This is a genomic window from Streptomyces sp. NPDC088400, from assembly GCF_044753355.1.
GTDB lineage: Bacteria > Actinomycetota > Actinomycetes > Streptomycetales > Streptomycetaceae > Streptomyces.
In genome coordinates this window covers 64511-87633 of record NZ_JBIVMZ010000018.1, presented here as the reverse complement: position 1 = coordinate 87633, position 23123 = coordinate 64511, and the positions used below count along the sequence as shown (strand labels likewise).

At 67.3% G+C, this 23123-nt stretch carries 20 protein-coding genes; 14 read left to right on the top strand and 6 right to left on the bottom strand.

All coding sequences use genetic code 11. The annotated features are described in order from the left end of the window. Positions 1-538: 538 nt before the first annotated feature. Genes ACIQD6_RS32620 through ACIQD6_RS32610 form a run of 3 tightly spaced genes read left to right on the top strand, consistent with a single transcriptional unit; the run spans position 539 to position 4093 of the window. Positions 539-2962 carry a glycoside hydrolase domain-containing protein gene (locus ACIQD6_RS32620; RefSeq protein ID WP_401889660.1) on the top strand — a complete coding sequence of 808 codons (2424 nt, stop codon included), beginning with the start codon at positions 539-541 and terminating at the stop codon, positions 2960-2962. Positions 2963-2981: 19 nt separating this feature from the next. After that, the gene (locus tag ACIQD6_RS32615; protein WP_401889657.1) at positions 2982-3434 is read left to right on the top strand and encodes a hypothetical protein; all 453 of its coding nucleotides are present in this window, start codon (positions 2982-2984) and stop codon (positions 3432-3434) included. Beyond that, the gene (locus ACIQD6_RS32610) at positions 3431-4093 is read left to right on the top strand and encodes a hypothetical protein (RefSeq protein WP_401889655.1); all 663 of its coding nucleotides are present in this window, start codon (positions 3431-3433) and stop codon (positions 4091-4093) included. Before ACIQD6_RS32615 ends, ACIQD6_RS32610 begins: the two co-directional genes overlap by 4 nt. A 268-nt stretch (positions 4094-4361) precedes the next feature. On the opposite strand, the gene ACIQD6_RS32605 is transcribed toward ACIQD6_RS32610, so the two are convergent. Further along, positions 4362-5156, bottom strand: coding sequence for an SLATT domain-containing protein (locus ACIQD6_RS32605; protein WP_401889652.1), 795 nt, complete (start codon positions 5154-5156; stop codon positions 4362-4364). Positions 5157-5544: 388 nt separating this feature from the next. Here ACIQD6_RS32605 and ACIQD6_RS32600 point away from each other — a divergent pair, with 388 nt between their 5' ends. From ACIQD6_RS32600 to ACIQD6_RS32580, 5 genes are all read left to right on the top strand, one after another. Further along, positions 5545-5880, top strand: a complete 336-nt coding sequence (locus ACIQD6_RS32600; RefSeq protein ID WP_401889819.1) for a YbaB/EbfC family nucleoid-associated protein — start codon at positions 5545-5547, stop codon at positions 5878-5880. Between the two features lie 102 nt (positions 5881-5982). Beyond that, positions 5983-6582: a recombination mediator RecR gene (gene recR, locus ACIQD6_RS32595; protein WP_401889649.1), complete on the top strand. Its 600-nt coding sequence runs from the start codon at positions 5983-5985 to the stop codon at positions 6580-6582. Next, entirely contained in the window at positions 6575-7243 is a 669-nt protein-coding gene (locus tag ACIQD6_RS32590) for a DUF5063 domain-containing protein (RefSeq protein ID WP_401889646.1), read from the top strand. Before recR ends, ACIQD6_RS32590 begins: the two co-directional genes overlap by 8 nt. Positions 7244-7578: 335 nt before the next feature. Further along, a complete protein-coding gene (locus ACIQD6_RS32585) occupies positions 7579-7908 on the top strand; it encodes a twin-arginine translocation signal domain-containing protein (RefSeq protein WP_401889643.1) in 330 nt (109 codons plus the stop codon). 5 nt (positions 7909-7913) lie between these two features. Beyond that, positions 7914-9830 (top strand): glycoside hydrolase family 76 protein, encoded by a 1917-nt coding sequence (locus ACIQD6_RS32580; protein ID WP_401889640.1) that lies wholly within the window; start codon positions 7914-7916, stop codon positions 9828-9830. Positions 9831-9963: 133 nt separating this feature from the next. Here the strand turns inward: ACIQD6_RS32580 and ACIQD6_RS32575 are convergent, their stop codons facing one another. The 3 genes from ACIQD6_RS32575 to ACIQD6_RS32565 are packed head-to-tail and all read right to left on the bottom strand — an operon-like array spanning position 9964 to position 12906. Further along, positions 9964-11718 (bottom strand): ABC-three component system protein, encoded by a 1755-nt coding sequence (locus ACIQD6_RS32575; RefSeq protein WP_401889638.1) that lies wholly within the window; start codon positions 11716-11718, stop codon positions 9964-9966. Further along, on the bottom strand, positions 11696-11968 hold the full coding sequence (locus tag ACIQD6_RS32570; protein WP_401889635.1) for an ABC-three component system middle component 6: 273 nt from the start codon (positions 11966-11968) through the stop codon (positions 11696-11698). Before ACIQD6_RS32570 ends, ACIQD6_RS32575 begins: the two co-directional genes overlap by 23 nt. Beyond that, on the bottom strand, positions 11965-12906 hold the full coding sequence (locus ACIQD6_RS32565; RefSeq protein WP_401889632.1) for an ABC-three component system protein: 942 nt from the start codon (positions 12904-12906) through the stop codon (positions 11965-11967). The genes ACIQD6_RS32570 and ACIQD6_RS32565 overlap by 4 nt, the downstream gene beginning before the upstream one ends. A 353-nt stretch (positions 12907-13259) precedes the next feature. Between ACIQD6_RS32565 and ACIQD6_RS32560 the strand changes: the two genes are divergently transcribed. The 6 genes from ACIQD6_RS32560 (at position 13260) to ACIQD6_RS32535 (ending at position 20076) form a co-directional block, all read left to right on the top strand. After that, a complete protein-coding gene (locus ACIQD6_RS32560) occupies positions 13260-14012 on the top strand; it encodes a thaumatin family protein (RefSeq protein WP_401889631.1) in 753 nt (250 codons plus the stop codon). A gap of 51 nt (positions 14013-14063) precedes the next feature. After that, positions 14064-14948, top strand: a complete 885-nt coding sequence (locus ACIQD6_RS32555) for a glycoside hydrolase family protein (RefSeq protein ID WP_401889629.1) — start codon at positions 14064-14066, stop codon at positions 14946-14948. A gap of 241 nt (positions 14949-15189) precedes the next feature. Beyond that, on the top strand, positions 15190-16461 hold the full coding sequence (locus ACIQD6_RS32550; protein ID WP_401889627.1) for an aspartate kinase: 1272 nt from the start codon (positions 15190-15192) through the stop codon (positions 16459-16461). Between the two features lie 82 nt (positions 16462-16543). Then, the gene (locus tag ACIQD6_RS32545; RefSeq protein ID WP_401889624.1) at positions 16544-17602 is read left to right on the top strand and encodes an aspartate-semialdehyde dehydrogenase; all 1059 of its coding nucleotides are present in this window, start codon (positions 16544-16546) and stop codon (positions 17600-17602) included. A 390-nt stretch (positions 17603-17992) separates the two neighbouring features. Beyond that, positions 17993-18655, top strand: coding sequence for a SigE family RNA polymerase sigma factor (locus ACIQD6_RS32540; protein ID WP_401889817.1), 663 nt, complete (start codon positions 17993-17995; stop codon positions 18653-18655). After that, positions 18652-20076 (top strand): hypothetical protein, encoded by a 1425-nt coding sequence (locus ACIQD6_RS32535; RefSeq protein WP_401889622.1) that lies wholly within the window; start codon positions 18652-18654, stop codon positions 20074-20076. Before ACIQD6_RS32540 ends, ACIQD6_RS32535 begins: the two co-directional genes overlap by 4 nt. A gap of 57 nt (positions 20077-20133) precedes the next feature. On the opposite strand, the gene ACIQD6_RS32530 is transcribed toward ACIQD6_RS32535, so the two are convergent. Both ACIQD6_RS32530 and ACIQD6_RS32525 read right to left on the bottom strand, forming a co-directional pair. Further along, entirely contained in the window at positions 20134-20886 is a 753-nt protein-coding gene (locus tag ACIQD6_RS32530) for an SURF1 family protein (protein ID WP_401889619.1), read from the bottom strand. A gap of 233 nt (positions 20887-21119) precedes the next feature. Continuing rightward, entirely contained in the window at positions 21120-22910 is a 1791-nt protein-coding gene (locus ACIQD6_RS32525; RefSeq protein ID WP_401889616.1) for a prolyl oligopeptidase family serine peptidase, read from the bottom strand. Positions 22911-23123: the final 213 nt, after the last annotated feature.

Here is a 23123-nt window from a genome sequence, read left to right as displayed (position 1 = left end):
CCGTCTACCAGGGGCTTCGCTGTTCCGTTCCCCTTCCGGATTCAGCGGCGAACAGAATCGGTCAGATTGAGTCGGAGCTCTGCTTCTCTTTGCTTCTTCCGTTTTACATCGTTCGCACATGTGTCACTCAGTCCTCGTGGCGCACATCTTGGTCGTCGCAAAGTTCCACTTGAGGGACGTTTTTCCGCCATGGCTCCTACTCCCGGTTAATTCCCTTTGAGTACTGGACCAGGCCACACCTAGAGTGACCTGGCGCTCGCAGCGCGATATCAAGCCAGCCTGCATGCCGCCACCACGGGCTCTGGCCCACATGGGCGGCATACATGAAGGAAGCCCATGACCGGGGCGGTGTCACTCCGTCCCGGGCAGGACCTGTCCAGTGGTACTTCGCGCAGAAATGAGCCCCGACCGTTCCTTGCTCGGAACGAGTGAGCCGCATCCAGCCCGTCGAGACATTGCGGCGCTGACGTCACATACGGCCCGCGGCCCGACCGGGCTGTGGGCTTGTTCCTGAGTATCCGCACGAGAGGAATCAGCTGTGGCAGACGAGCAAGTTCTCAGAGCTCAGAAATGGGTGAACTCCAACTATGGCAATGTCGGCGGTTACGTGCGCTGCCCGGAGGACGGCCGGGTGGGCTGGGGGACCATGACCTCCCTTGTCATGGCTCTCCAGCACGAACTTGGCATCAGCCCGGTCGTGGCCTCGTTCGGTCCCACCACGTACTCGAAGTTCGCTGCTCTCGGCGACATCGGCTTCGGGTGGGACAAGAACCGCAACATCGTTTCCATCCTTGAGTTCGGCCTGTGGTGCAAGGGCTACTGGGCCGTCGAGCCCGGAAGCGAGGGCTGGTTCACCGGTGTCACTCGTGATGCCGTCGAGAAGCTTCGCGGCAACATGGGTATAGGCGGCGAAGGCGTCATCAACGCCAAGATCGCACAGGCCATCCTCAACATGGACGCCTACGTCGTCGTGGCCGGCGGCACCGACGGGATCCGCGTCATTCAGCAGTGGCTCAACGGGGGGTACTGGAACCGCAGTGCCTACAACATCGGCCCCTGCGACGGCATCTACTCCCGCGATGTCCAAAAGTCGCTGATGATCGCTCTCCAGTACGAGCTGGGGATCGCGGCGCCGAACGGCAACTTCGGCCCAGGGACTCAGGCGGCTTTGAAGTCCCACACACTCGATCAGGGCGACTCCGGGGTCTTCGTTCAGCTCTTCTCCGCGGCGTGCGTCTTCAACTCTCCGACCTACAGCGCGGAGGGCGACCCCGTTGCCACGACGTGGCGGTCGAGCTACAACTCTGATCTCACCGAGTGGGTCGAGGCATTTCAGAAGTTCAATAAGCTTGTTGCTCAAGGCGCTGGCGACTATCAGACATGGTCCCAGCTCTTGGTCTCCATGGGTGATCCCGACCGCCCCGCGACCGGGTCCGACACGCGGTTCGAAATCACCAGCTCCCGCGCCAAGTGGCTGTCCGCCAACGGCTATCAGTTCGTCGGACGCTACATTTTCGATCCTCCCGGCTCGACTCTCGACAAGGAGATAAAGCCGGGTGAGCTGGAAACCATATTCAGCAATGGCCTGAAGGTCTTCCCGATCTACCAGGACAATGCCCGCAGGCTTGAGGACTTCACATACGGCAACGGGTACCAGCATGGCCTGAACGCACACAAGTGCGCCTCCGGCTACGGCTTCAACCGGGGCACCACCATCTACTTCGCCGTCGATTACGACGCGACCGGCGAGGAGATCCTCAGCGCCGTCGTGCCGTACTTCCAGGGGGTGCAGGCCGCCCTCGCCAGCCAGGGCAAGAAGTACACGCACGGCGTGTACGGCTCCCGAAACGTCTGCACCACTGTCAGCGACAAGACCTTCGCCCGCTTCTCCTTCGTCTCCGGCATGTCCTGGGGATTCTCCGGGAACCTCGGCTTTCCCATCCCCAGGAACTGGTCCTTCAACCAGATCAAGGAGTTCAAGGTCACCAACGGCTCCGACACGTTCGACCTGGACCGCGATGTCGTCTCCGGAATCGACCGCGGAGTTTCCTCGGTGAGTGACACAGGTGGACCCGCGGACGGTTTCATCAACTATATACAGCAGCTGTACGACCTGGCCGGCACGTACGGAGCCACCGGCCAGAAGCGAAGTCAGCTTGTCATGGAGTACATCCGCCACCACGAATACGGAAACAAGGGAACGGCCAACAAGCTGGGCTGGTGGTACCTCATCGGCTCGTACGACACCGGGTTCGTCGACTACTGCGACTCCAGGGGCATGAGCATCAGCAAGTTTCTTGCCGACCCCTTCACCGGCTATCAACTCGGTTCCGAGCACATGATGGCCACGGCCAACGCGCACCTTCTGACAGATCAGCCGGACAACAAGAAGGCCGCCAATGGAGGCGACGTCGGTGGCTGGGCCGGAGACCTGATGACGTTCTGGGCCGACTGGCGTAACTCCGAAGCGCAGTACGCCGACCCTCTGCAGTTCGCCCACGACAGGCTCGCGGTCCCCGGCGTCGCCTCGTCCTTCGGGTTCAACGACCTGATAGAAGACGCCGACGGGTACCTCCTTGCCCGAGCCGTGCGGGGAGGCAAGAACATCGTCGACGCCATGAAGGACCACTACAACGGCGGCGGCGGCCTGAGACGCTTCAACAACTACTTCACCCAGAGGTGGGGCAACGCCACGGACTGCAAGACTTCCGCGCACAACGCCCTGACCGCACTGGACGGAACCCTCTCAGCTGCTCAGGTCTACCTCATCACCGGTACCGGTGCCGTGCAGCCGGCGGACTACCAGAACCTTCCTGGCGGTGGCGACAAGCTCAGTAAATTCGAACAGGGCTTCGTCGATGCACTGCTGGCACGTATGGGGATGGAGAAGCGCAATGCATCCGTGTATCGAGCAAATCATGAAAAGTACCTCAAGTCGGCCCGGTCACGCTCCGCTCGGTGACAACGGATAGAACAACGGTATGAAGGAAGCCGGAGCCCTTACCGTCGCGTTGTTGCTTGTCGTATGGCTGGTGTGGAACCTGTGGAACCTCTTCCGCATCGCCATCGACCTGCGAAACGGGTCATGGTGGCGCCCGATGTGGTGGACACGTTTGTGCTCCGTCTCGCTCTTCGCCGGCCTCGCGTCCTGGATCCGCGGAGGAGTGTTCGGCGGAGGCCTCGATGTCCGTGAAACATGCCAGTTCGTCCATCACGAGCGCTACGACGAGGCTTACTGGGATTCTCATGCCGAGGAGTTCCAGAAGATCTTCCCGCTGCACAACAAGTGCAACGCGCACTTCGACATGGTGCCCGCATGGGTCAACCCGGCCATCGTGACCTGCGCCCTCGTCTCGGTGGCCGCGATCGCCGTCCTCCTGTGGTTCGGCACCGCACATCTCACCAGCTTGTCCAGAAAGGAGAATCAGTCATGAACCTGACTGGTCTGTCACGACGCCGGTTCTTAGGTGCCAGTTCCGCTGCTGCGGCTGCCGCAACGCTGGTCGACCTCGGTGGAGCCGGCCACGCCTCCGCCGGCACCCGCACATGGAAGAGCCCGAAGTCGAAGAACGGCTGGCCCATCCTGGACGGGGCGACCAGCTTCTCCATCGAAGGAAGCGGGCAGAAGGTCTCGCTCATCGAGGGGGACGCCGCCACGATCCTGCTGCATGTGGCCCGCCGATTCCACTACGAAGTCGACTCCCTGCGCACCGGCGACGTCCGCGGCTGGACCAGCGACCGTAAGGTGACCGAGGCGTACGAGTCGAACTACCTGTCCGGCAGTGCGATAGCGATCCGCCCCGTGTGGTACCCGGTCGGTGCAAAAGGCAACTTCTATCCGAACGAACTGGTCGTCATCCGGGACATCCTTGCTGAACTCGACGGCGTCGTCGCGTGGGGCGGTGACTTCACGAGACCGAAGGAGTCTCACTTCGAGATCACGCCAAAGCCCGGTCACCCGCGCCTGAAGGGTGTGGCTCGCAAGATTCGCGGATGGAACATCGGCCCCGGCGATGAGGGCGCGGGCGCGATCGACGCCTTCGATCCGAGGCGCCGAAGCGCGTCGCGCGCGTTTGAACGCCGCGCTTCATAAAAGCCCGCAACCCGGCCGCCCGGAGAACGCCGCCGTTCTCCGGAGGTATCCCTCCCGCCTGCCACGTCTGCCCGTCGCGCGGCAGGCGGGAGCCTCCGGCTTCCCGCCGAAAGCTCTCCGGAACCTCATGAGCCAGTCCCCAGAAGTCCACGATCAAGGGAACTTCACCACTCCTCCGGCGTGAAGGGGGGGAGAAAGGGGGAGAGGAGCAAGCCCTCCGCAGGCGCTGTCACCTATGGCGACATCGCTCGGCCTGTCCGCTCGGCGCTCACCTCGGCTCGGGCGGCCGTTGCCTCGGCATGTTGGGGCGTGCGCCCGGCGGCAGCGGGAAGCGCCCCGGGTGCGGTACGGCGCCCTCGCCCCGCCCCCCGCCCATCGGCATCGACTGCATCACCAGCGGCGCGGGCCCCGAGCGGAACTCGACCATCCAGTCCGCCGTCTCCGCCCGCACCAGCTCCGTCATGTCCTCGGTGAACCTCCGCAGCACCGTCAGGCACCGCTCGGCCGCCTCGCTCGCCGTGCCCTCCGTCGGGCCGAGGACCTCCCGTACGCACTCCGAGGCCCAGTCGAACTGGAGCGTCTGCAACCTGCGCTGCACCGCCTGCGCCGTCGCCAGCGCGCGCATCCACCCGGACGTCAGCCCCAGATACCGGTCGCACGCCAGGCACGCCGCGCCCAGCAGCAGTGAGAGATATCCCCAGCCCGCCGCCCCCGCCAGCGCCCCCGTGAGATCCAGCAGCGGCAGCGCGGCGCCCACGGTCCCGGTGACGGCGGTGACGGCCCGCAGGACGCGTGCGAAGCGCCGTTTGCGTACCCGGTCGGCCAGATACCAGCCGACCGTGCGCAGCGCACCCGTCTCGACCCAGCGGTACAGCTCGTCGAGCCGTTCCGCCGGCTCCCCCCAGTCCCCGAGCGGGAACGGCCCCCCGGTCAGATCTCCGTACGGCGGGCCGTCGTCGTCCTCCGTGGCCTCGGTGGCCCCTTCCGCTTCTCCGTACGCGGCACCGGACGGGGCGGCCCCCTCGTGGGCGGGGCCTCCGGGCTGCATCTCCGGCTGGCTCACCGGGGCACTCCTCTGCGGTTACGTCTGCTACGTCTGCTGCGTCTGCGTTTACGTCGGTGACTACGGTCGACTGTTGACTCGCTGCGACTCCCTGCGACCGCCCGTAACGGTGGGTGTGCGCCTCCGCGCATACGTGCTGTCCCTCCCGGCGGTACGTGTCGATGCGGGTGAGGATGCCCATGCAATTCCTACCGCCGAATGGTGGGCTCTGTGGATGAAATCCCGGTATTTCACCCCACGCGTGGGCCTTGATCAGGTGGAGGAGCCGGGAGGCTCTCACTCGAAAGAGTTACTCCCCGCGGGGTAGGGCGAGGTGCGCGGTGAACACGTAGGCTCGGCTTAGAGATACATCGTTGTCGAAAAGTCAGTCGAAATACCAGGAGTGACCGTGATCCCCGGTGGTGGTCAGCCCAACATGCAAGACCTGCTCCAGCAGGCTCAGAAGATGCAGCAGGACCTCGCGCGGGCCCAGGAGGAGCTGGCGGAGACCTCGGTGGAGGGCCTGGCCGGCGGTGGCCTCGTCAAGGCGACCGTCAACGGCTCCGGCGATCTGCTCGCGCTCTCCATCGACCCGAAGGCCGTGGACCCGGAGGACACCGAGACCCTCGCGGATCTCGTCGTGGCCGCCGTCCACGCGGCGAACCAGAACGCGCAGCAGCTCCAGCAGGAGAAGCTGGGTCCGCTCGCCCAGGGCCTCGGCGGCATGCCGGGTATGCCTTTCTGAGGCTCCCGGCCCGTCGGCCGAAGCTCTCCCGGCCTCCCGGCCTTCTAAGACTCCCCGACACCAACTAGCGTACGTACCGACCGCAGCAGGGAAGGCAATCCGTTGTACGAAGGCGTGGTTCAGGAGCTCATCGACGAACTGGGCAGGCTGCCCGGCGTCGGCCCCAAGAGCGCGCAGCGGATCGCCTTCCACATCCTCCAGGCCGAGCCGACCGACGTACGCCGCCTTGCCCACTCCCTCCTGGAGGTCAAGGACAAGGTCCGGTTCTGCGCCGTGTGCGGCAATGTCGCCCAGGAGGAGCGCTGCGGGATCTGCCGTGACGCGCGCCGCGATCCGGCGGTGATCTGCGTCGTGGAGGAACCGAAGGATGTCGTCGCCATCGAGCGCACCCGCGAGTTCCGCGGGAAGTACCACGTGCTGGGTGGCGCGATCAGTCCCATCGAGGGTGTCGGCCCCGACGATCTGCGGATCCGTGAACTGCTGACCCGGCTCGCCGACGGCACGGTCACGGAACTGATCCTGGCGACCGACCCCAATCTGGAGGGCGAGGCCACGGCCACGTACCTCGCCCGCATGATCAAGCCGATGGGTCTGAGAGTCACACGCCTGGCCAGTGGTCTGCCCGTCGGGGGCGACCTGGAATATGCCGACGAGGTCACGCTCGGGCGGGCCTTCGAGGGGAGACGACTTCTCGATGTCTGACGCAACGCTGCACGCCGTCAATCAGGATCCGGACGACTTCGCGGTCCAGATCGCCGACCAGATCGAGAGCTTCATCGTGGCCGTCACGGAAGTGGCGAAGGGCGATGAGCCCGACAGCACCGTGCCGTTCCTGCTGCTGGAATTCTCCCAACTGATGCTGGCCGGCGGCCGTCTGGGCGCGCACGAGGACATCCTTCCCGACGAACGCTACGAGCCGGACCTCGGCCCCGAGCCGGACGTCGACGACCTGCGCGAGCGCTTCGCCGTGATACTGGAACCGATCGACGTCTACTCCGAGGTCTTCGACCCGTACGAGCCCCGCAAGGCGCCCGTCGCGTCCCGTATCTCCGACGACATCGCCGATGTCGTCACGGACCTCCGCCACGGCCTGGCCCACTACCGCGCGGGCCGGACGACCGAGGCGCTGTGGTGGTGGCAGTTCTCGTACTTCTCCAACTGGGGCTCCACCGCCTCCGCCGCCCTCCGCGCCCTCCAGTCCCTGGTCGCGCACGTCCGCCTCGACCAGCCCCTCCCGGCCCTGGACGGTCTGGACACGGACCAGGGCCTGACCGAGGACGCCGAGGAGATCCTGGCGGAAGAGGCCGGCCGGGTGATGGTGGAGGAGATCGCGGGCCCGCTGGGGCTGCGCACGACCAGGTGATCCGTAGGGCGGGTCGACCGGGGCGGGGCCCGACCTCGTACTGAGTTCGCGTATACGTCCCGCGCACACGTCCCGCGCGGCACAGTCTGCGCGGGACGTATGTACAACGTTATTGCGGAGCAGTACGAATGGCTCGGACCCTTGCCAACGGACGACCACCGACCGGGAGTTGTCGGCAGTGAACGGCGGTAGTCGCGTACCGCGACAGCGGTCGCGTGCCCCTATGACGGCCGCGTGCCGGAACAAGTGAATCCTGGTCGGAGCGGTGCAGCGCCACGCGTTTCCATGTGCCCACGCACGCGCCACGCCCCCCCACCAGGAAGGACCTCCCGTCCATGGTGTCCCAGGAGCACGACCCAAGACCCGAGCCCGCGCCATCCGGCTCGTCCGTCCCGCCGCCGACCCGACGTGACCTGCTGCGGCGGGGCGGTGCCGCCGCAGCGATCGCCGCGGCCGCCACGTGGCTGCCGTCCACGGCGCACGCGGCGCACGCCGGCCCTCTCGCGGGGGACCTTACGACCTGGCAGATGGACAACGTTGTCCCCACCGTGGATCCGCACATCGACGCCTCGGGCGAATGGGTGCACGGTGACGTGGCCACGCAGACCATCCGGGCGCGGCGGCAGACCACCGGCACCCCCGACCACCTGTGGCGGTTGGTGTGAGACGCGTGCCCGGGTGGTCCGGGCCGGTCCTGGTCATGGCCGTCGTCGCCGCTCTGGTCGCTGCCCCGGCGCAAGCCGCTTCCGCCCCTGCCCCCAACTCCACTGCTGCCACTGCTGCCACTGGGAATGCCACTGCCACTGGCACTGCGAATGCCACCGCCTCCAACTCGGCCGCTGCCGCGGTCTGTTCCCTGTCCTGCGACACGCTCGACCCCTCGAAGGCCCAGCGCGAGAGCTTCCCCGTCCCCGCCAAGGACATCAACGGCCGCGGCCTGCGCCTGCACGCGTCCGATCCGGACGGCATGGCGTGGGCCAGCGTCGACAACGGGCTGACCGGCGACTCGGTCTGGCTCGACCGGTCCTGGGACGCCGGCGCCACCTGGGAGCCGCTGCTCGGCAAGGCGACCATCCCCGGCACCTGGACCGGCACCAGAACGCTGATGTACAACCTCACCGATCCCCGTGGCCACCGGCGCGGCTGGGTCCGCGCCTGCGCCGACGCGGCCGGGGTGGGCTGTACGGCGTGGATCTACCCGACCGTGTGCGACACGCTCTGCGACGGTACGGGCGCGGGGCAGGCGGCCGGTGACGACCAGCCGGTCCCGTCCACCACCCTCTACGGCCGCACCATCCGGCTGCACATGGACCAGAAGAACTCCATGGCCTGGGGCAGCATCGAGAGCGGTGGCCCCGGCGACGAGATCTGGCTGGACCGGTCCTGGGACGCCGGGGCGAGTTGGCCGGACGGTTCCTCGCTGGGCCGTACGAGCGTGCCGGGCGGCGAGGCGGCGACCCGTACGGCGATGTTCGCCACCCGCGACCCACGCGGCCTGCTGTACGGCGGGGCGGTCCGCGCCTGCGGCCGGGAGGCCGGCCACCCGGAGGGCAGCTGCACGTCGTGGGTACGGGCGACACCGTCCCGGTCGCGCGCGGCGGCGGACGCCCTGATGTCGTCGTACGACCCGAACGAGGGCTGGTGGCGCAGCAGTTGGTGGAACTCGGCGGCCACCCTGACCGCCCTGATCGACTCCGTCCGGCGTACCGGAACGCATGACTACGACTGGGTCGTCGCGCGCACCTTCGACAAGAACAAGGGCACGTTCGCGGCCGGCGAGCGCGCGACGGACCCGATCGAGGGCCACTTCATCAGCCGTTCCATCGACGACACCGCGTGGTGGGGGATGGCCTGGGTGACGGCGTACGACTACACCCGCGACCCCCGCTACCTTGACGAGGCGGTCACGATCGCCGACTACCTGCGCCAGTACTGGGACACCGGCACCTGTGGCGGCGGTATGTGGTGGGACCGCGAGCGTACGTACAAGAACTCCGTGACGGCCGGGCTGTATCTGCGTCTGACCGCTTCCCTGCACCGGCGCGTCGCCAACGACACGGTGTGGGGCGCGCGGGCGACCGCCGCCGGGAACTGGTTCGTGTCGAGCGGTTTGATCAACGCGTCCGGCCTGGTCAACGACGGGCTGACCACGGACTGCCGCAACAACGGCCAGACCGTGTGGAGTTACAACCAGGGTCTCGCCATCGGCGGCCTGGTCGAGCTGTGGCGGGGCACCGGGAACGCGACGGCGGCGGCCACCGCGCGGCATCTGGCCGATTCCGCCCTGTCGAGTACGGAGTTGACCAGCGGCGGGGTGCTCACCGAGTCCTGCGATGTCGGGCAGAGGTCCTGCGACGACAACCAGAAGCAGTTCAAGGGCGTCTTCATGCGGTACCTCGGCGACCTCACGGACGCCACGGGTTCGGCCACGTACCGGCAGTTCGCCCTGAAACAGGCGGACACGCTGTGGGCCGACGACCGCGACTCGCTCAACAGGCTCGGCCAGCGGTGGGCGGGCACGAGTCCCAACGTGACGGACTGGCGCACCCAGGCGAGCGCGCTGGGTGCGCTGACGGCCGCCGAGTAGCACCGCTCACGAGCGACGCTCGCCCGAGCGGCAAAGCCAGCTGGGTAAGCAGCCCGGGCGGGCTGACCCGACGCGGGCGCACAGTTCTGTGCGCCCGCGTCGAAGTCGCCCTTGTCAGTAGGGGCGTGGCCGGTCAGAAGCGGAAGCCGAAGAGGCCGCCCGTTTCCAGGGTGTCCGTCAGCCGTGGGCTGCAGACGTACTGGCTGCTGTCGAACCCGTGCCGTTCCGTCTTGCGCAGATCGTCGCTGTTGATTGTCGCGATGTACTGCATGCCTTCCCGCTCGGCGACTTCAGAGGCCAGGAGGAAAGCCGCTGCCAACTGCCTTTCGTCGACTCCGTCGAACAGGTGGCTGTCATGGATGAGGAAATCGGGGCCGCGGCCGTGCCGGTGGGCGAGTACCGCCACGGTGAGGTCGAAGCAGAAGATGACCATGCTGTGGATGCCGCGGCTGTCGTCGCTGTCGATGGTCGGTGTGATCTTCAGGCTGCTACGCCCGGCCTTGATGGCGAGATAAGCCTGACGGCGTTCTCTGTACAAACGCTCGGCGAACTGGGAGAACAACAGGGTGGCCTCGTCGGTCTGCTGCAACCGCTCTTCGAGATCGTTGTTGACGGCTTGTTCCAGCTCCAGCCGCTTCGCCTTGATCTGGAGTGCGCTGGCCTCAAGGGTCTGTGCCGCGTCATAGCGGTGACGAAGCGTTGCGAGCGTGGCCTCCTCGCGAGCCAAGGCCTGCTGAAGGACCGTCAAGGCTTCCAGGGCGCCGCCCTCGTTGAGCAGTCGCAGCAGTCGGGCTTGCTCCTCGCCCAGCCGGGCGCGCTCAGTACGACGCTCGGCCATTCTGACGCTGCGCTCGGTGATCTCTTCTTCCAGGTACCGGCGCCGGTTACGGACGATGGAGTGATGGAAGGCCTGAACGTCCTCGAAGCGCCGACGGATCTGAGGGCTCAATACGATGCCCAGCTCGCGGTACACCGGCTCCAGGTAATCGACTTCTACGTCGGCTGTCTCGGTGACTGCCTGGCGGAGTTCTGCCAGGTTGTGTGTGTCGATGACATCGTCCTGGGCGAGCTGTTTGATTTGTGCGTTCAGGGCGTCGGCCTGTGTTTTCAGATCCTCGTACTGTGGGACGACTTGGTAGGAGCTGACTTGCTGCTGGAGGCGTGCGACCTGATCCTGGGCGAGGGTGATCTGGCCTCGGAGATCGGCTGTGTTCCCTACAATTCGGCCCCATACCGGATCGTTGACGGCCTTGCGTAGCTGGGCTCTGGTCTCTTCGCGGGCTTTGAGCTGTCGGTACCCGTCAGCCAGTTGCCAGTCAAGACCCAGGAGATAGGCCAGATTGGTGGTCGCCTCTGCTTCCGCCTGTCGGGCAAACGTCCGTGTCGCCTCGTTGAAACCGTGCGCGGACTCCCGCCGGGCAAGGAACGACAGCATGACACGCCCACTGACACCGTCAGTATCCGCCGGTACAGAGAACAGATCGCGCTCGATACAGCGATTCCACTCCGGAAGGGAGATCTCGGCAGGGCCGGGCGTATCGAACAGGGCGTTGTTGCTGTTGCCGCTGCTCGATACATCGGGGCTGAGAACGACCGTGCCCGGACGAGCGCCACTGCGCCGCACGCAGAGCAGCCCGCCGTCGAGGGTGGGCCACTCCATCTCCAGCGTGAACGTCATGCGTTTCAACGCTTTCTTGCTCGGCGGAGCCCCTGCCGCCCGCGCGCCCAGCAGGAAGTGGATAAGCTCGATGACGCTGGACTTGCCGCTGCTGTTGCGGCTGTCGTTCGGGGAGGAATCCTCGGTCGTATCCGCTACCAGGAGGTTCAGGCCGTCATGGAACGAAACGGTCTTGAACCGGCTGTCGTTAGCGCTCAGACGGCGCAGCATCTGTATCCCTCCTGACCCTTGTCAGCAGATCCTGGTGGAGCTCCACTGTGCCCATCGCGTACAAAACGTCGAGGGCGAGCACAAACCATTCGAACGACACTGGTGAGTAATGCCGGTGTTCGGTGCGCCAGCGCTTGAACCGTGCCCATGCCTGGCTGACCGTCCGCGGTTCGTCCAGTTGCATGACGATCTGCGCACCGACCGCCAGCAAGCTGCGGTCGGGAGCGATCCCCTTCGTGGGCGTGATCATGTTGATTGTCCTGTGGTGAGGCTACTGGCCCATCCGGTGGGCGGAGCTTCGAAGATGTCGCATCGCTCGAAGAAATGGGCGAGCACCACCCATGCGGCGCGCTGCACTTTGTGCTGCTGACGCTGGTTGCCCATCACATACTCTTCCAAGTCCCACAGGATCTCATCGGGATCGCTCCGTCGGTGACACACCTGCTCGTAGTACAGGCGGAAGCCGCGGGCGACCTCGTCATGTTCTGCTTCCCGTAACCCGCCGTCGTAGAAGACATCCACCAGGTGGCTGCGGCGCATGCCCCGCATGAGGTCCTCCCGGGTGTCGCCGGTCAGCTTGTTGAAGTCCAGTTTCTCCTGGTGGACCACCGGCAGCGGCATCAGAGGATCCGCTGTCACTCGGTGGTCGCTGAGATGCTTGAGGAGAGGCCGCAGATCCTCCAGTCCCACGCTGTACTCGGCGTAGCTGATGGGAATGGGGCATCGGAGCACTTCCTCCGCGTGCAGTTGATCAAGCTGCATGCACTCTCTCCAGAACCCGTGACTGCCCATCTGCTCGAACTTGATCGGTGCGTGCGTCGTACGAGACTGCGCCAGGAGCTCGGTGATCTGCGGATGTATGCCGCGCCGGTCGTTGTGGACGAACACGAAGGTCTCGAATTGCCCGCTGCGCTTGGCGAGTGCTTTGGCCAGATCGGAGGTGAACTTCTTCTCAACTTTGGCCATGCTGAATGTCTGCGGCGCGTAGACCGCGTACAGCTTTCGGTCGTGCAGACTGATTCCGTCGGCTCCCATGTCGCCGAGGCTTCCGGCGGTACGCACGTCCAGAAAGTCCGGGTATCGCATACACATCAACGTGTGGAAGAAGTCTTCGAACCCAGTGCCGTGCAAGTCGTCCAGCATCTCGAACAGTCTTGCGCGCGCGAACATTCGCTGCTCAAACTTCATGTCCCCCCCTACGCTGATCATGCTATCCGCCTGGGATGCCCTGTGTACACGGACGATCACGGAATGCTTGCATTTCGTGTTTCTGGTCGCTCGCTCCTGTGTGCCGCCCCATCATGGCTGCGCCCTGTCCCTGGGTGTGGCTCGCTGGTCGCGTGAGGTGAACACGGCAGCCGTCCCCCGGAGGGGGGTGACCCGAACCGGACTCGGACCGGTCTCAAAAGCGCCTGGCGGACATCTTTGGTTCAGACCATTCTGCAGAGATGTCATCCGCGAAATTGGCATGGCCATGATGCTTCTTCTGTTGTTCGGCCTCTCGAAAGGCGACAGGCATGACTTTTCATAGCCGTCTTCGTGTGAACATCCGTTCCGCGCTGGCAGCTGTCCTGCTGGCCTTCACTTGCGTTCTGGCCGGCACCGCCGGTCCCGGGGCGCACGCGGCGGTCGCCGCGGAGCACACCGTCACCTTCGTCAACAAGTCCGCTCAGCGCGTGTGGATCGGCAGTACGGTCAACGCCGACGGTTCGGCGGTACTCACCGGTCTGCCCGCGCTGGACAGCGGCCGGTCGGCCACCATCACCATCCCGGAGAACTCCGGTGCCGGTCACTGGCGCGGCAAGTTCTTCGCGCGGACCGGCTGCGGCGGCAACTCGGGCAGTACGTTCCACTGCAAGGTCGCCGACTGCGGACCGTACGCCGACCGTTGCAGCACCGCTGAACAGCCCGCGAGCCTGGCGGAGTTCAACTTCGATCCGCGGGACTCGCTGGCGCCCTGGTACAACGTCAGCTACGTCAACGCGGTCTCGCTGCCGGTGACGATCACCCCGGTCGGTGTCGCGCCCCCGCCGGACGGCGGCGAATGCGCCGAGATGGGCTGCTCGAACCAACTGCTGCCGTACTGCCCGCCCGAGAACCTGACCAAGGACCCCGCCACGGGCGCGCCGATGCTCTGCGTCAACCCCAACCGTGACGCGCAGACCAACTACAGCAGGGCGATCAACGCCCAATGCCCCAAGGCCTATGCGTGGTCGAAGCAGGACACGGTTCCGGGCAACCAGGTGATGCGCCAGTGCCGGGCGTGCAGCGGGTTCACGGTCACTTTCCACTGACGCCGGGGCAGACCAATTCTCCATCCCCCACACCCTGTTGGAGCAAGCTCCATGAACAGCTCTTCCTCCGTGCCTCCCTCTCCTTCTTCTCTCTTTCCCTCCCCGTCGCCTTTCCGCCGGCCGCTGCTGGTCCTCGCGCCGCTGCTGGCCCTGCTGTTCGCGGCCTTCTTCGGCCCCGCGGCGAACGCCGAGGTCGCCGCGTCGTCGCGCAAGGGCGTGAGCGTGAACTCCGTCACCGGTGCTTCGCAGGCCCTCGCCGACGTCGGCGCGTCCTGGTACTACAGCTGGGCCACGACCCCGGGCAGCGTCGCCAAGCCGGCGGGCACCGAGTTCGTACCGATGATCTGGGGAGCCGGCTCGGTCACCGACGCCGAACTGGCCAAGGCCAAGGCGCAGGGCACCCAGCTCCTCGGCTTCAACGAGCCCGACATGGCGGCGCAGGCCAACATGACGGTCGAGCAGGCGCTGAACCTGTGGCCGCGCCTGCAATCGACGGGCATGCGCCTCGGCGCGCCCTCCGTCGCCTACGGCGGCGACACCCCGGGCGGCTGGCTGGACCGGTTCATGTCCGGGGCCGCCGCGCGCGGCTACCGCGTCGACTTCATCCCGCTGCACTGGTACGGCGGTGACTTCAGCGGGGCCGCGGCCGAGCAGCTGCGCGGATACCTCCAGGCCGTCTACAACCGCTACCACAAGCCGATCTGGCTGACCGAGTACGCCTTGATCGACTTCTCCGGCAGCAGCCCCCGCTTCCCCAGCGCGCAGGAGCAGGCAGACTTCGTCCGCTCGTCGACGGCGATGCTGGAGAGCCAGTCGTACGTGGAGCGCTACTCCTGGTTCACCCTGTCCACCCAGACGAGCCAAACCGGTCTCTACAACGGCACGACCCCCAACGCGTCCGGTCTCGCCTACCGAGCGGTAGGCAGACGAGGGTAGGCGCAGGGCAGGCAGGAGGGGCCAGGCGGTAGCCAGGCAGATGTCAGGGCCTCCTGTGTGACGCGCCCCACGTTCCTGCGTGCCCCGGGACATCGGGGGCATGCATTCTCATCGAGCGGCCGTGTCCGCCTCCTGGGTGATCACAGAGTGAGCGGGACATCTCACGATGCGGTATAACCGGGGCGTCATACGGCCGCTCGGTAAAATGAGCCGACAGCAATGAACCGAGCGAGGAGCGCACGTGGGCCTTGTCGTGCAGAAGTACGGAGGCTCCTCCGTAGCCGATGCCGAGGGCATCAAGCGGGTCGCCAAGCGAATCGTCGACGCCAAGAAGAACGGCCACCAGGTGGTCGTCGTGGTTTCGGCGATGGGCGACACGACGGACGAGTTGATCGATCTCGCCGGACAGGTATCCCCGATCCCTGCCGGCCGTGAGTTCGACATGCTGCTGACCGCCGGAGAGCGGATCTCCATGGCCCTGCTGGCCATGGCGATCAAAAACCTGGGCCACAAGGCCCAGTCGTTCACCGGAAGCCAGGCGGGTGTCATCACCGACTCGGTCCACAACAAAGCGCGCATCATCGATGTCACGCCGGGCCGGATCAAGACCGCGCTGGACGAGGGCAATATCGCCATCGTCGCGGGATTCCAGGGAGTCTCCCAGGACAAGAAGGACATCACTACCCTGGGACGTGGCGGCTCGGACACCACCGCGGTCGCCCTCGCGGCAGCGCTGGAGGCCGAGGTATGTGAGATCTACACCGATGTGGACGGTGTCTTCACCGCCGACCCCCGGGTCGTGACGAAGGCCCGCAAGATCGACCGGATCTCCTTCGAGGACATGCTGGAGCTGGCCAGTTCCGGCTCCAAGGTGCTGCTGCACCGGTGCGTCGAGTACGCACGCCGTTACAACATTCCGATCCATGTACGCTCCTCGTTCTCAGGGCTGCAAGGCACATGGGTCAGCAACGAGCTGCAAGGGGACCGCAAGGTGGAGCAGGCCATCATCTCCGGTGTCGCCCATGACACCTCCGAGGCGAAGATCACGGTCGTCGGCGTCCCCGACAAGCCCGGCGAGGCCGCGACGATCTTCCGTGCGATCGCGGACAACGAGATCAACATCGACATGGTGGTGCAGAACGTCTCCGCCGCGACGACCGGTCTGACCGACATCTCCTTCACCCTCCCGAAGACCGAGGGGCGCAAGGCGATCGACGCGCTGGAGAAGACGAAGTCGACGATCGGGTTCGAGTCGCTGCGTTACGACGACCAGATCGCCAAGATCTCGCTCGTCGGCGCCGGCATGAAGACCAACCCGGGCGTCACCGCGGGCTTCTTCGAAGCGCTGTCGGACGCGGGCGTGAACATCGAGCTGATCTCGACCTCCGAGATCCGTATCTCGGTCGTCACCCGCGCCGACGAGGTCACCGAGGCCGTGCGCGCCGTGCACAGCGCCTTCGGTCTCGACAGCGACTCCGACGAGGCCGTGGTCTACGGAGGCACCGGACGATGACGCGTCGTCCGTCTCCGCGGCCGTACGGGCATCCCTGTCGTCAGGGGTGCCCGGCGGCGGGCGGAAGCGGAAGCGCCGCGCGATGAACGGCAGGCCGACGCTCGCGGTCGTGGGTGCGACCGGGGCCGTCGGCGCCGTTATGCTCCAGATCCTGTCGCAGCACGCCGACATCTGGGGTGACATCCGGCTGATCGCCTCACCGCGTACGGACGGCCGCAAGCTGACCGTACGCGGCGAGGAGACCGAGGTCCTCGGGCTCTCCGAGCAGGTCTTCGACGGCGTCGACGTCGCCCTGTTTCTCGTACCGGACACGGTGTCCGCCCATTGGGCACCGGTCGCCGCGGCCCGGGGCGTGGTCGTCGTGGACAATTCGGCCGCGTTCCGGATGGATCCCGACGTACCACTGGTCGTACCCGAGCTGAACCCCCATGCCGTACGGACCCGGCCGCGCGGCATCGTCGCGAGTCCGGGCTGCGCCACACTCTCGATGATCGTCACGGTGGGCGCGCTGCACGCCGAGTTCGGTGTGCGTGAGCTGATCGTCTCCTCGTACCAGGCGGTCAGCGCCGCGGGCCAGGACGGCGTCACCGCGCTCCGCGACCAGCTCTCCCTCGTCGCCGGTACGGAACTGGGCACGCACCCGGGCGATGTGCGCCGCGCGGTGGGCGACACCACCGGACCCTTCCCCGCGCCGCTGGCGCTCAACGTCGTGCCGTGGGCCGGTTCGGCCCGGCAGGGCGGCTGGTCCTCGGAAGAGATGGCGATACGCGAGGAGACCCGGAAGGTCCTGGACCTGCCGGAACTGCGGGTGGCGGCGACCTGCGTCCACGTTCCGGTGATCACCGCGCACTCCCTGACCGTGCACGCGCGCTTCGAGCGCGAGGTCACGGTCGAGCGGGCGCACGAGATCCTGGCGACCTCGCCGGGCGTGGTCCTCTTCGACGATCCGGAGGCGGGCGATTTCCCCACGCCCGCCGATGTGGTGGGGACCGACCCGACGTGGGTGGGCCGCGTACGGCGCTCGCTGGACGATCCCCGGGCGCTGGAACTGTTCGTCTGCGGTGACAACCTCCGTAAGGGCGCCGCGCTGAACACCGCGCAGATCGCCGAGGCCGTCGCCGCGGAGCGCGCGAAGCCGTAACTCCAGGTCACGGAACGGCCGGTGGTCCAGTCACGCGACGGACGGTCACGGACGGCGGCCGACGCGTGGCCGAGGTCGATCGGCTCAAACAGGGAAGCCAATGACCCTTAAAACTTTGTAGGATCCGTGAACGTCCTGTGACCGAGTGTCTTACCCATGCCACTTGAACTGGGACGTTGTCGTGTTCGACTATGTGCGTTCGTCTTCCCGCGAGAGCTCCGCAACCGCAGGCCGGTCGGGAGGCGTCTCTGTGCGCGCCCCTGTGTGGCGCTCACAGAGTTGGGGCATTGGGGGGGATCCGGTACGCATGAGGACAATTGGTGCAACGTCAAGAGGGCTGCCGCGCGCGTACAACCCTGACGGGGGGAAGCGTGTCCAACAGGCGTGGCAGTGGCAGAGGTTCTCGACATCACAGCGGTCGGCCCGGCTCGCGGCGCGACAGTGCGCCCGCTCCGGCGGCCCCGCGATCCCGGTGGCATGCCGGTGATCGCTCCCATGCCCGCCGCGCGTCCGGCTCGCCTGCCGTCGCAGCGCGAGGGCGCTGACGAAGCGATGGCAGCGGGCACCACCGTCGATCATCTGACCGAAACCTATCGCGCCCATTACCGGTCGCTGCTCGGTCTCGCGGCCCTCCTGCTGGACGACACCGCCTCCTGCGAGGACGTTGTCCAGGAGGCCTTCATCCGGGTGCACTCCGCCCGCAACCGCGTACGGGAACCGGAGAAGACGCTGGCGTATCTGCGCCAGACCGTGGTGAACCTCTCCCGGTCCGCGCTGCGCCGTCGCATCCTCGGCCTCAAGCTGCTCTCGAAGCCGATGCCCGACATGGCGAGCGCCGAAGAGGGCGCGTACGACCTGCTGGAGCGGGACGCGCTGATCAAGGCGATGCGCGGGTTGCAGCGCAGGCAGCGTGAGGTGCTCTCTCTCCGGTACTTCGCGGACATGACCGAGGCGCAGGTCGCCGAGACCCTGGGGATATCCCTGGGCTCGGTGAAGGCCTACGGCTCACGCGGCATAGCGGCGCTTCGCGTCGCCATGGAGGCCACCACATGAGTGAGCGGAAGGGCCGGCGCGGATTCCGCCGTGGCGAAGGCCATGAGGGCGGGCCCGCCGGCCCGGACGCGTCGTTGAACGACCTGACTGGAAACGGAATTGTGAACAACGGGCCGGAGAAAGAGCTGAGCGGCCCCGGTGATACGGGTGCCGACAGTGACAGTGACAGCGGCGGCAGCGTTACCGGCAGTGACAGTGGTGGTGGTGCGGACGGGGAGCCGGGTGCCGAACGGGGCGAGGATTCCCGTAGCGACCTGAATGGTGACCTGACCGGTGGCCTGGGCGCTGACGTCCACGGCGACGTTCACGGTGGTTCGGGTGCCTCAGGCGGTTTGCGTGGCCTGAGTTCTCTGGGTGGCGGTTCGGGCGGTGGCCCGGACGGCGACCTGAGTGAGCTCTTCGACGACTTCGACGACGGGGACGAACTGGCACTGCGCCGCCTGATGCGGGGTGCCGTGGCGGACCTGCGGCCGTCCGACGGAGCCCTCGACCAGCTGCGCAAGGCGGTACCGGCCCGGCGGGCCAGGAAGCGCCAGGCCATCGTCGGTATGGCCGCCGCGGCGCTGCTGATCGGTACGGCGGTCCCCGCGTTCGTCCATGTCGCTAACTCCGGCGGCACGTCGGACGATCACCCCGTCAACGCCGGCCACCGCCAGGAGGCACAGGGCGGCACGGACGCCGACAAGCCTGGAGACGGCGCAGCGCGGGACAAGGACCGCCCTTCCGACAAGGTGTCCGCCGAGGAGAACGACCCCGGTAAGAAGGACAAGAAGGACGACCCCGAGTCGGAGGCGTCGGGCGGCGAGAAGGGCGACAGCTCCAAGCCCGCCGACAGCTACACCGCCTCCTCGGGCAGCTGCGGCGCCGGCCAGCTCGCCATCTCCGCCGCCGAGGCGGGCGCGCCCGACTCCGGCGGCACGGTGTACGGCACCTTCCGTATCGCCAACGTCTCGGGCGCCGACTGCTCGGTCACCGGCCGTGGCACGGTCGGCTTCCAGGCCCTGGGCGCCGCCGATCAGGCCAGAATCACCGTCGTGGCGCACACCCCGGGCGACGCGGCGGCCGGTCTGCCCGACCCGTCCCAGGAGTCGACGGCGCTGGTGCTGCCGCCGAACGGCGCGTACGAGGTGAAGTTCGCCTGGGTGCCGGCGGACAGCTGTCCGACAACGGGCGCCTCGCCCGACCCCTCGCCCACGGATGACGGTGCGTCCGGCGGAACCAGCGCCGGTCCGGACACCGGCACGGGCTCCGGTTCGGACGGGTCGGGCGCGGAGACCCAACTGCGCGACGACGGCGGCACGGCCGACGGCAGCGTCTCGGTGTCGCACACCCCGGAGGCCGGACAGCCGACCGCCCAGGCGACGATCCCCAACGCGTGTGCGGGCACGATCTACCGGACAGGCATCCTCGCCGCGACGTGACGAAGGCGGCGTGACAAAGGCGACATGACGAAGACGGCGTGACGAAGGCTCGGGGCGCTACGCGGCGGTTTCCAGCCCGAGCGCCCGGTCCTTGATCGCTTCCACCTCGCGCCGGAACAGCCGGAACCACATGAAGACCACAAAGCCGGCGAACACGAACCACTCGCCCGTGTAGCCGAGGTTCTGGAACGCCTTGAGGTCCAGCCCGGTGTTCTGCGGCGCGGTCGCGGGCACCGGCCGCAACCCGTCCGACGCCCGGTCGACGGTGATCCAGGCGTTGTACACGTCGTACGGCACGACATTGACCAGCGACGCGGCGCTGATCATGCCCAGCTGCCCCTGCGGCAGCCCGCCGCCCGCGGTCACCCCGTCGGACCCGGTCGACTCGGACGCCTGGAGCGCCCCGGTCACCGTGACCTCTCCGGTGGGCGGCGCGGGTGCCTTACGGCCGTCGGCCAGCCAGCCGCGCACCACCGGCAGCGCCTGGCCGCCGTCGGTACGCAGCATGGTCAGCACGTACGAGCCGTTCGCGCCGTCCAGCCGCCGGTCGGGCACCAGGAACTGGTCCCCGTACCGGCCACTCGCCGTGGCGTGCCGCCCGGATGTCTCCTGGTCGACCGGCAGCAACGTCTCCACCGCCACCGCGGGACGCTTCGCGGGATCGGGCCGCTCCTTGGCCGCCTGGTGGGTGTCCACCCGGTCCTCGAAGCGACTGAGCTGCCAGGTCCCCATAAAAATACAAACGGGGATCGCCAGCACGACGAAGACGTTGATCCCCCACCATCGCGGAGTCACCAAGAACCGGTACACCCCTCCACGGTACGGAACGCCGCTCCACCACTCGGTCCCGGGGCCCGGGTGTCGAGCCCGTCTCTCCTCTCTGCCGTCCTTGTACCCACGCCGTCTTCAGCCCTGAGGGAGGGACAGTCCTGGCTGAACTCCGGCTCAGCCAGGCCCCGGGCTCAGCCTCGGTCCAGTCCCAGGCCCAGTCCCAGTCACAGGGCCCAGTCCCAGTGCGATCCCCGGTCTCCAGTCCTCTCGGCTCAGTCCAGGCCCAGGTGCTTCGTCGCGAAGTCCAGCTCCAGCCGCACCTGCTTGATCCGTTCCTCGACGACCAGCGAGCCATGACCCGCGTCGTAGCGGTACACCTCGTGGACCGCGCCACGGGCCGCCAGCCGGTCCACGTAGTTCTCCACCTGGCGGATCGGGCACCGGGGGTCGTTCACGCCCGCCGAGATGTAGACCGGTGCCCGCACCGCGTCGACGTACGTCAGCGGCGACGACGCCGCGAAGCGCTCCGGCACCTCCTCCGGCGTGCCACCCAGCAGGGTGCGGTCCATCGCCTTGAGGGCCTCCATCTCGTCGTGGTACGCCGTCACATAGTCGGCGACCGGCACCGCCGCGAGCCCCGCCGCCCAGGCGTCGGGCTGTGTGCCGAGGCCGAGCAGCGTCAGATAGCCGCCCCACGACCCGCCCGACAGGACCAGCTTCGCCGGGTCGGCCAGGCCGGAGGAGACAGCCCACTCGCGGACCGCCGCGATGTCCTCCAGCTCGATCAGCCCGACCCGGTGCTTGAGGGCGTCGGTCCACTCCCGTCCGTAACCGGTGGAGCCGCGGTAGTTGACCCGCACGACGGCGAATCCGTGGTCGACCCATGCGGCCGGTCCTGAGGCGAACGCGTCGCTGTCGTGCCACGTCGGGCCGCCGTGGATCTCGAAGACCGTCGGGAACGGGCCCTCTCCCGTCGGCCGCTGCACCAGGGCGTGCACCCGCCCGCCCGGCCCCTCGACCCAGGCGTCCTCGACCGGCACCGAGGCGGGTGCCGCGGCCCCCGGCGGGTCGAGCACCACCCCGCCGGCCGTGGACCGAACCTCCGGAGGCCGGGCCGCCGACGACCACAGGTACTCCACGCTTCCGTCCGGCCGGGCCGTCGCCCCCGAGACCGTCCCGGTCGGGGTCTCCACCTGGACCAGCGCGGCCTTGGCGAAGTCATAGCGCCACAGCTCGGCGCGTGCCTCGAAGCTGTGCGCGATCAGCAGCCCCGAGCCGTCCGGATACCACTCCGCGTTGACATCGCCGGCCAGCTCGATCGCGAGGGCGGTCTCCTCACCGGTCAGCGGGTCCCAGACGAAGGGCTCCCAGCGGCCTCGCCGCTGATGGCCGATGAGCAGCCGGCTGTCCCCTTCCACCGGTGCGAACCCCAGCACTTCGAGCCCCAGCTCGCGCGTGCCGCCCTCGGTGTCGTCCAACTCGGCCACCGTCGAGCCGTCCAGCCGCAGCACCCGTACCGCCGAGTGCATCGCGTCCCCGTGCTCGGTGTGCTCGATCGCGACCAGCGCCCCGTCGTGCGACAGATCTCCGACCCCGGCCGACTCCCGGTGCCGGTAGATCTCTATGGGCGCTTCCCCGGGCCGTACGACATGGAGCGTCGAGCCCTCCTCGTCGGTCGACCGCCCGACGACCGCCGTGCCGTCCCGCCCGAGCGCGAGCCCGGCCGGATAGGAGGCGGCGAGCCCCTGCACCGCCGGCTCGTCGAGGCCGCCGGTGAACGGCTGGCGCATCCAGACCCCGAACTCGTCCCCGTCCGTGTCCGAGAACCACCAGATCCACTCGCCGTCGAGCGAGAGCACCCCGTCCGTCGTCCCGTTCGGCCGGTCCGTCGCCTGGCGCTGCTCGCCGGTCGCGCGATCCCACGCGTACAGCTCGTACGTCCCCGTCGCGTTGGACACGAACAGCGCCCGCTCCGGCGCGTCCTCCGCCCAGTCGGGCAGCGATACCCGCGGCGCCCGGAAGCGCTTCTCCCACTCCGGTGTCGAACCGGTGATCTCAGTCATGACCCCATTCTGCGCCCGGCCGCCGACATCCCGTCAGCGTCCCCCTCAGCCTGTGGATAACTCCCGCGAGCGGCCGCTCACGGCCACGATCCGCCGGTGTGCCGGGGGCTGTGACCCTGCGCGCGCTGGGTGGCGCGAATTGTAAATGCTCACATCGCTTTAAACGTACATTTCATGGCAGAAATATGGCATAGGGGAGGTAAAATTGGACTT

Bases quoted from the DNA above. Each gene is read 5' to 3' on its own strand.
- ACIQD6_RS32615 (WP_401889657.1), top strand. From the start codon at position 2,982: ATGAAGGAAGCCGGAGCCCTTACCGTCGCGTTGTTGCTTGTCGTATGG.
- ACIQD6_RS32610 (WP_401889655.1), top strand. From the start codon at position 3,431: ATGAACCTGACTGGTCTGTCACGACGCCGGTTCTTAGGTGCCAGTTCC.
- ACIQD6_RS32590 (WP_401889646.1), top strand. From the start codon at position 6,575: ATGTCTGACGCAACGCTGCACGCCGTCAATCAGGATCCGGACGACTTC.
- ACIQD6_RS32585 (WP_401889643.1), top strand. From the start codon at position 7,579: ATGGTGTCCCAGGAGCACGACCCAAGACCCGAGCCCGCGCCATCCGGC.
- ACIQD6_RS32575 (WP_401889638.1), bottom strand. From the start codon at position 11,718: ATGCTGCGCCGTCTGAGCGCTAACGACAGCCGGTTCAAGACCGTTTCG.
- ACIQD6_RS32570 (WP_401889635.1), bottom strand. From the start codon at position 11,968: ATGATCACGCCCACGAAGGGGATCGCTCCCGACCGCAGCTTGCTGGCG.
- ACIQD6_RS32565 (WP_401889632.1), bottom strand. From the start codon at position 12,906: ATGAAGTTTGAGCAGCGAATGTTCGCGCGCGCAAGACTGTTCGAGATG.
- ACIQD6_RS32555 (WP_401889629.1), top strand. From the start codon at position 14,064: ATGAACAGCTCTTCCTCCGTGCCTCCCTCTCCTTCTTCTCTCTTTCCC.
- ACIQD6_RS32545 (WP_401889624.1), top strand. From the start codon at position 16,544: ATGAACGGCAGGCCGACGCTCGCGGTCGTGGGTGCGACCGGGGCCGTC.
- ACIQD6_RS32535 (WP_401889622.1), top strand. From the start codon at position 18,652: ATGAGTGAGCGGAAGGGCCGGCGCGGATTCCGCCGTGGCGAAGGCCAT.
- ACIQD6_RS32525 (WP_401889616.1), bottom strand. From the start codon at position 22,910: ATGACTGAGATCACCGGTTCGACACCGGAGTGGGAGAAGCGCTTCCGG.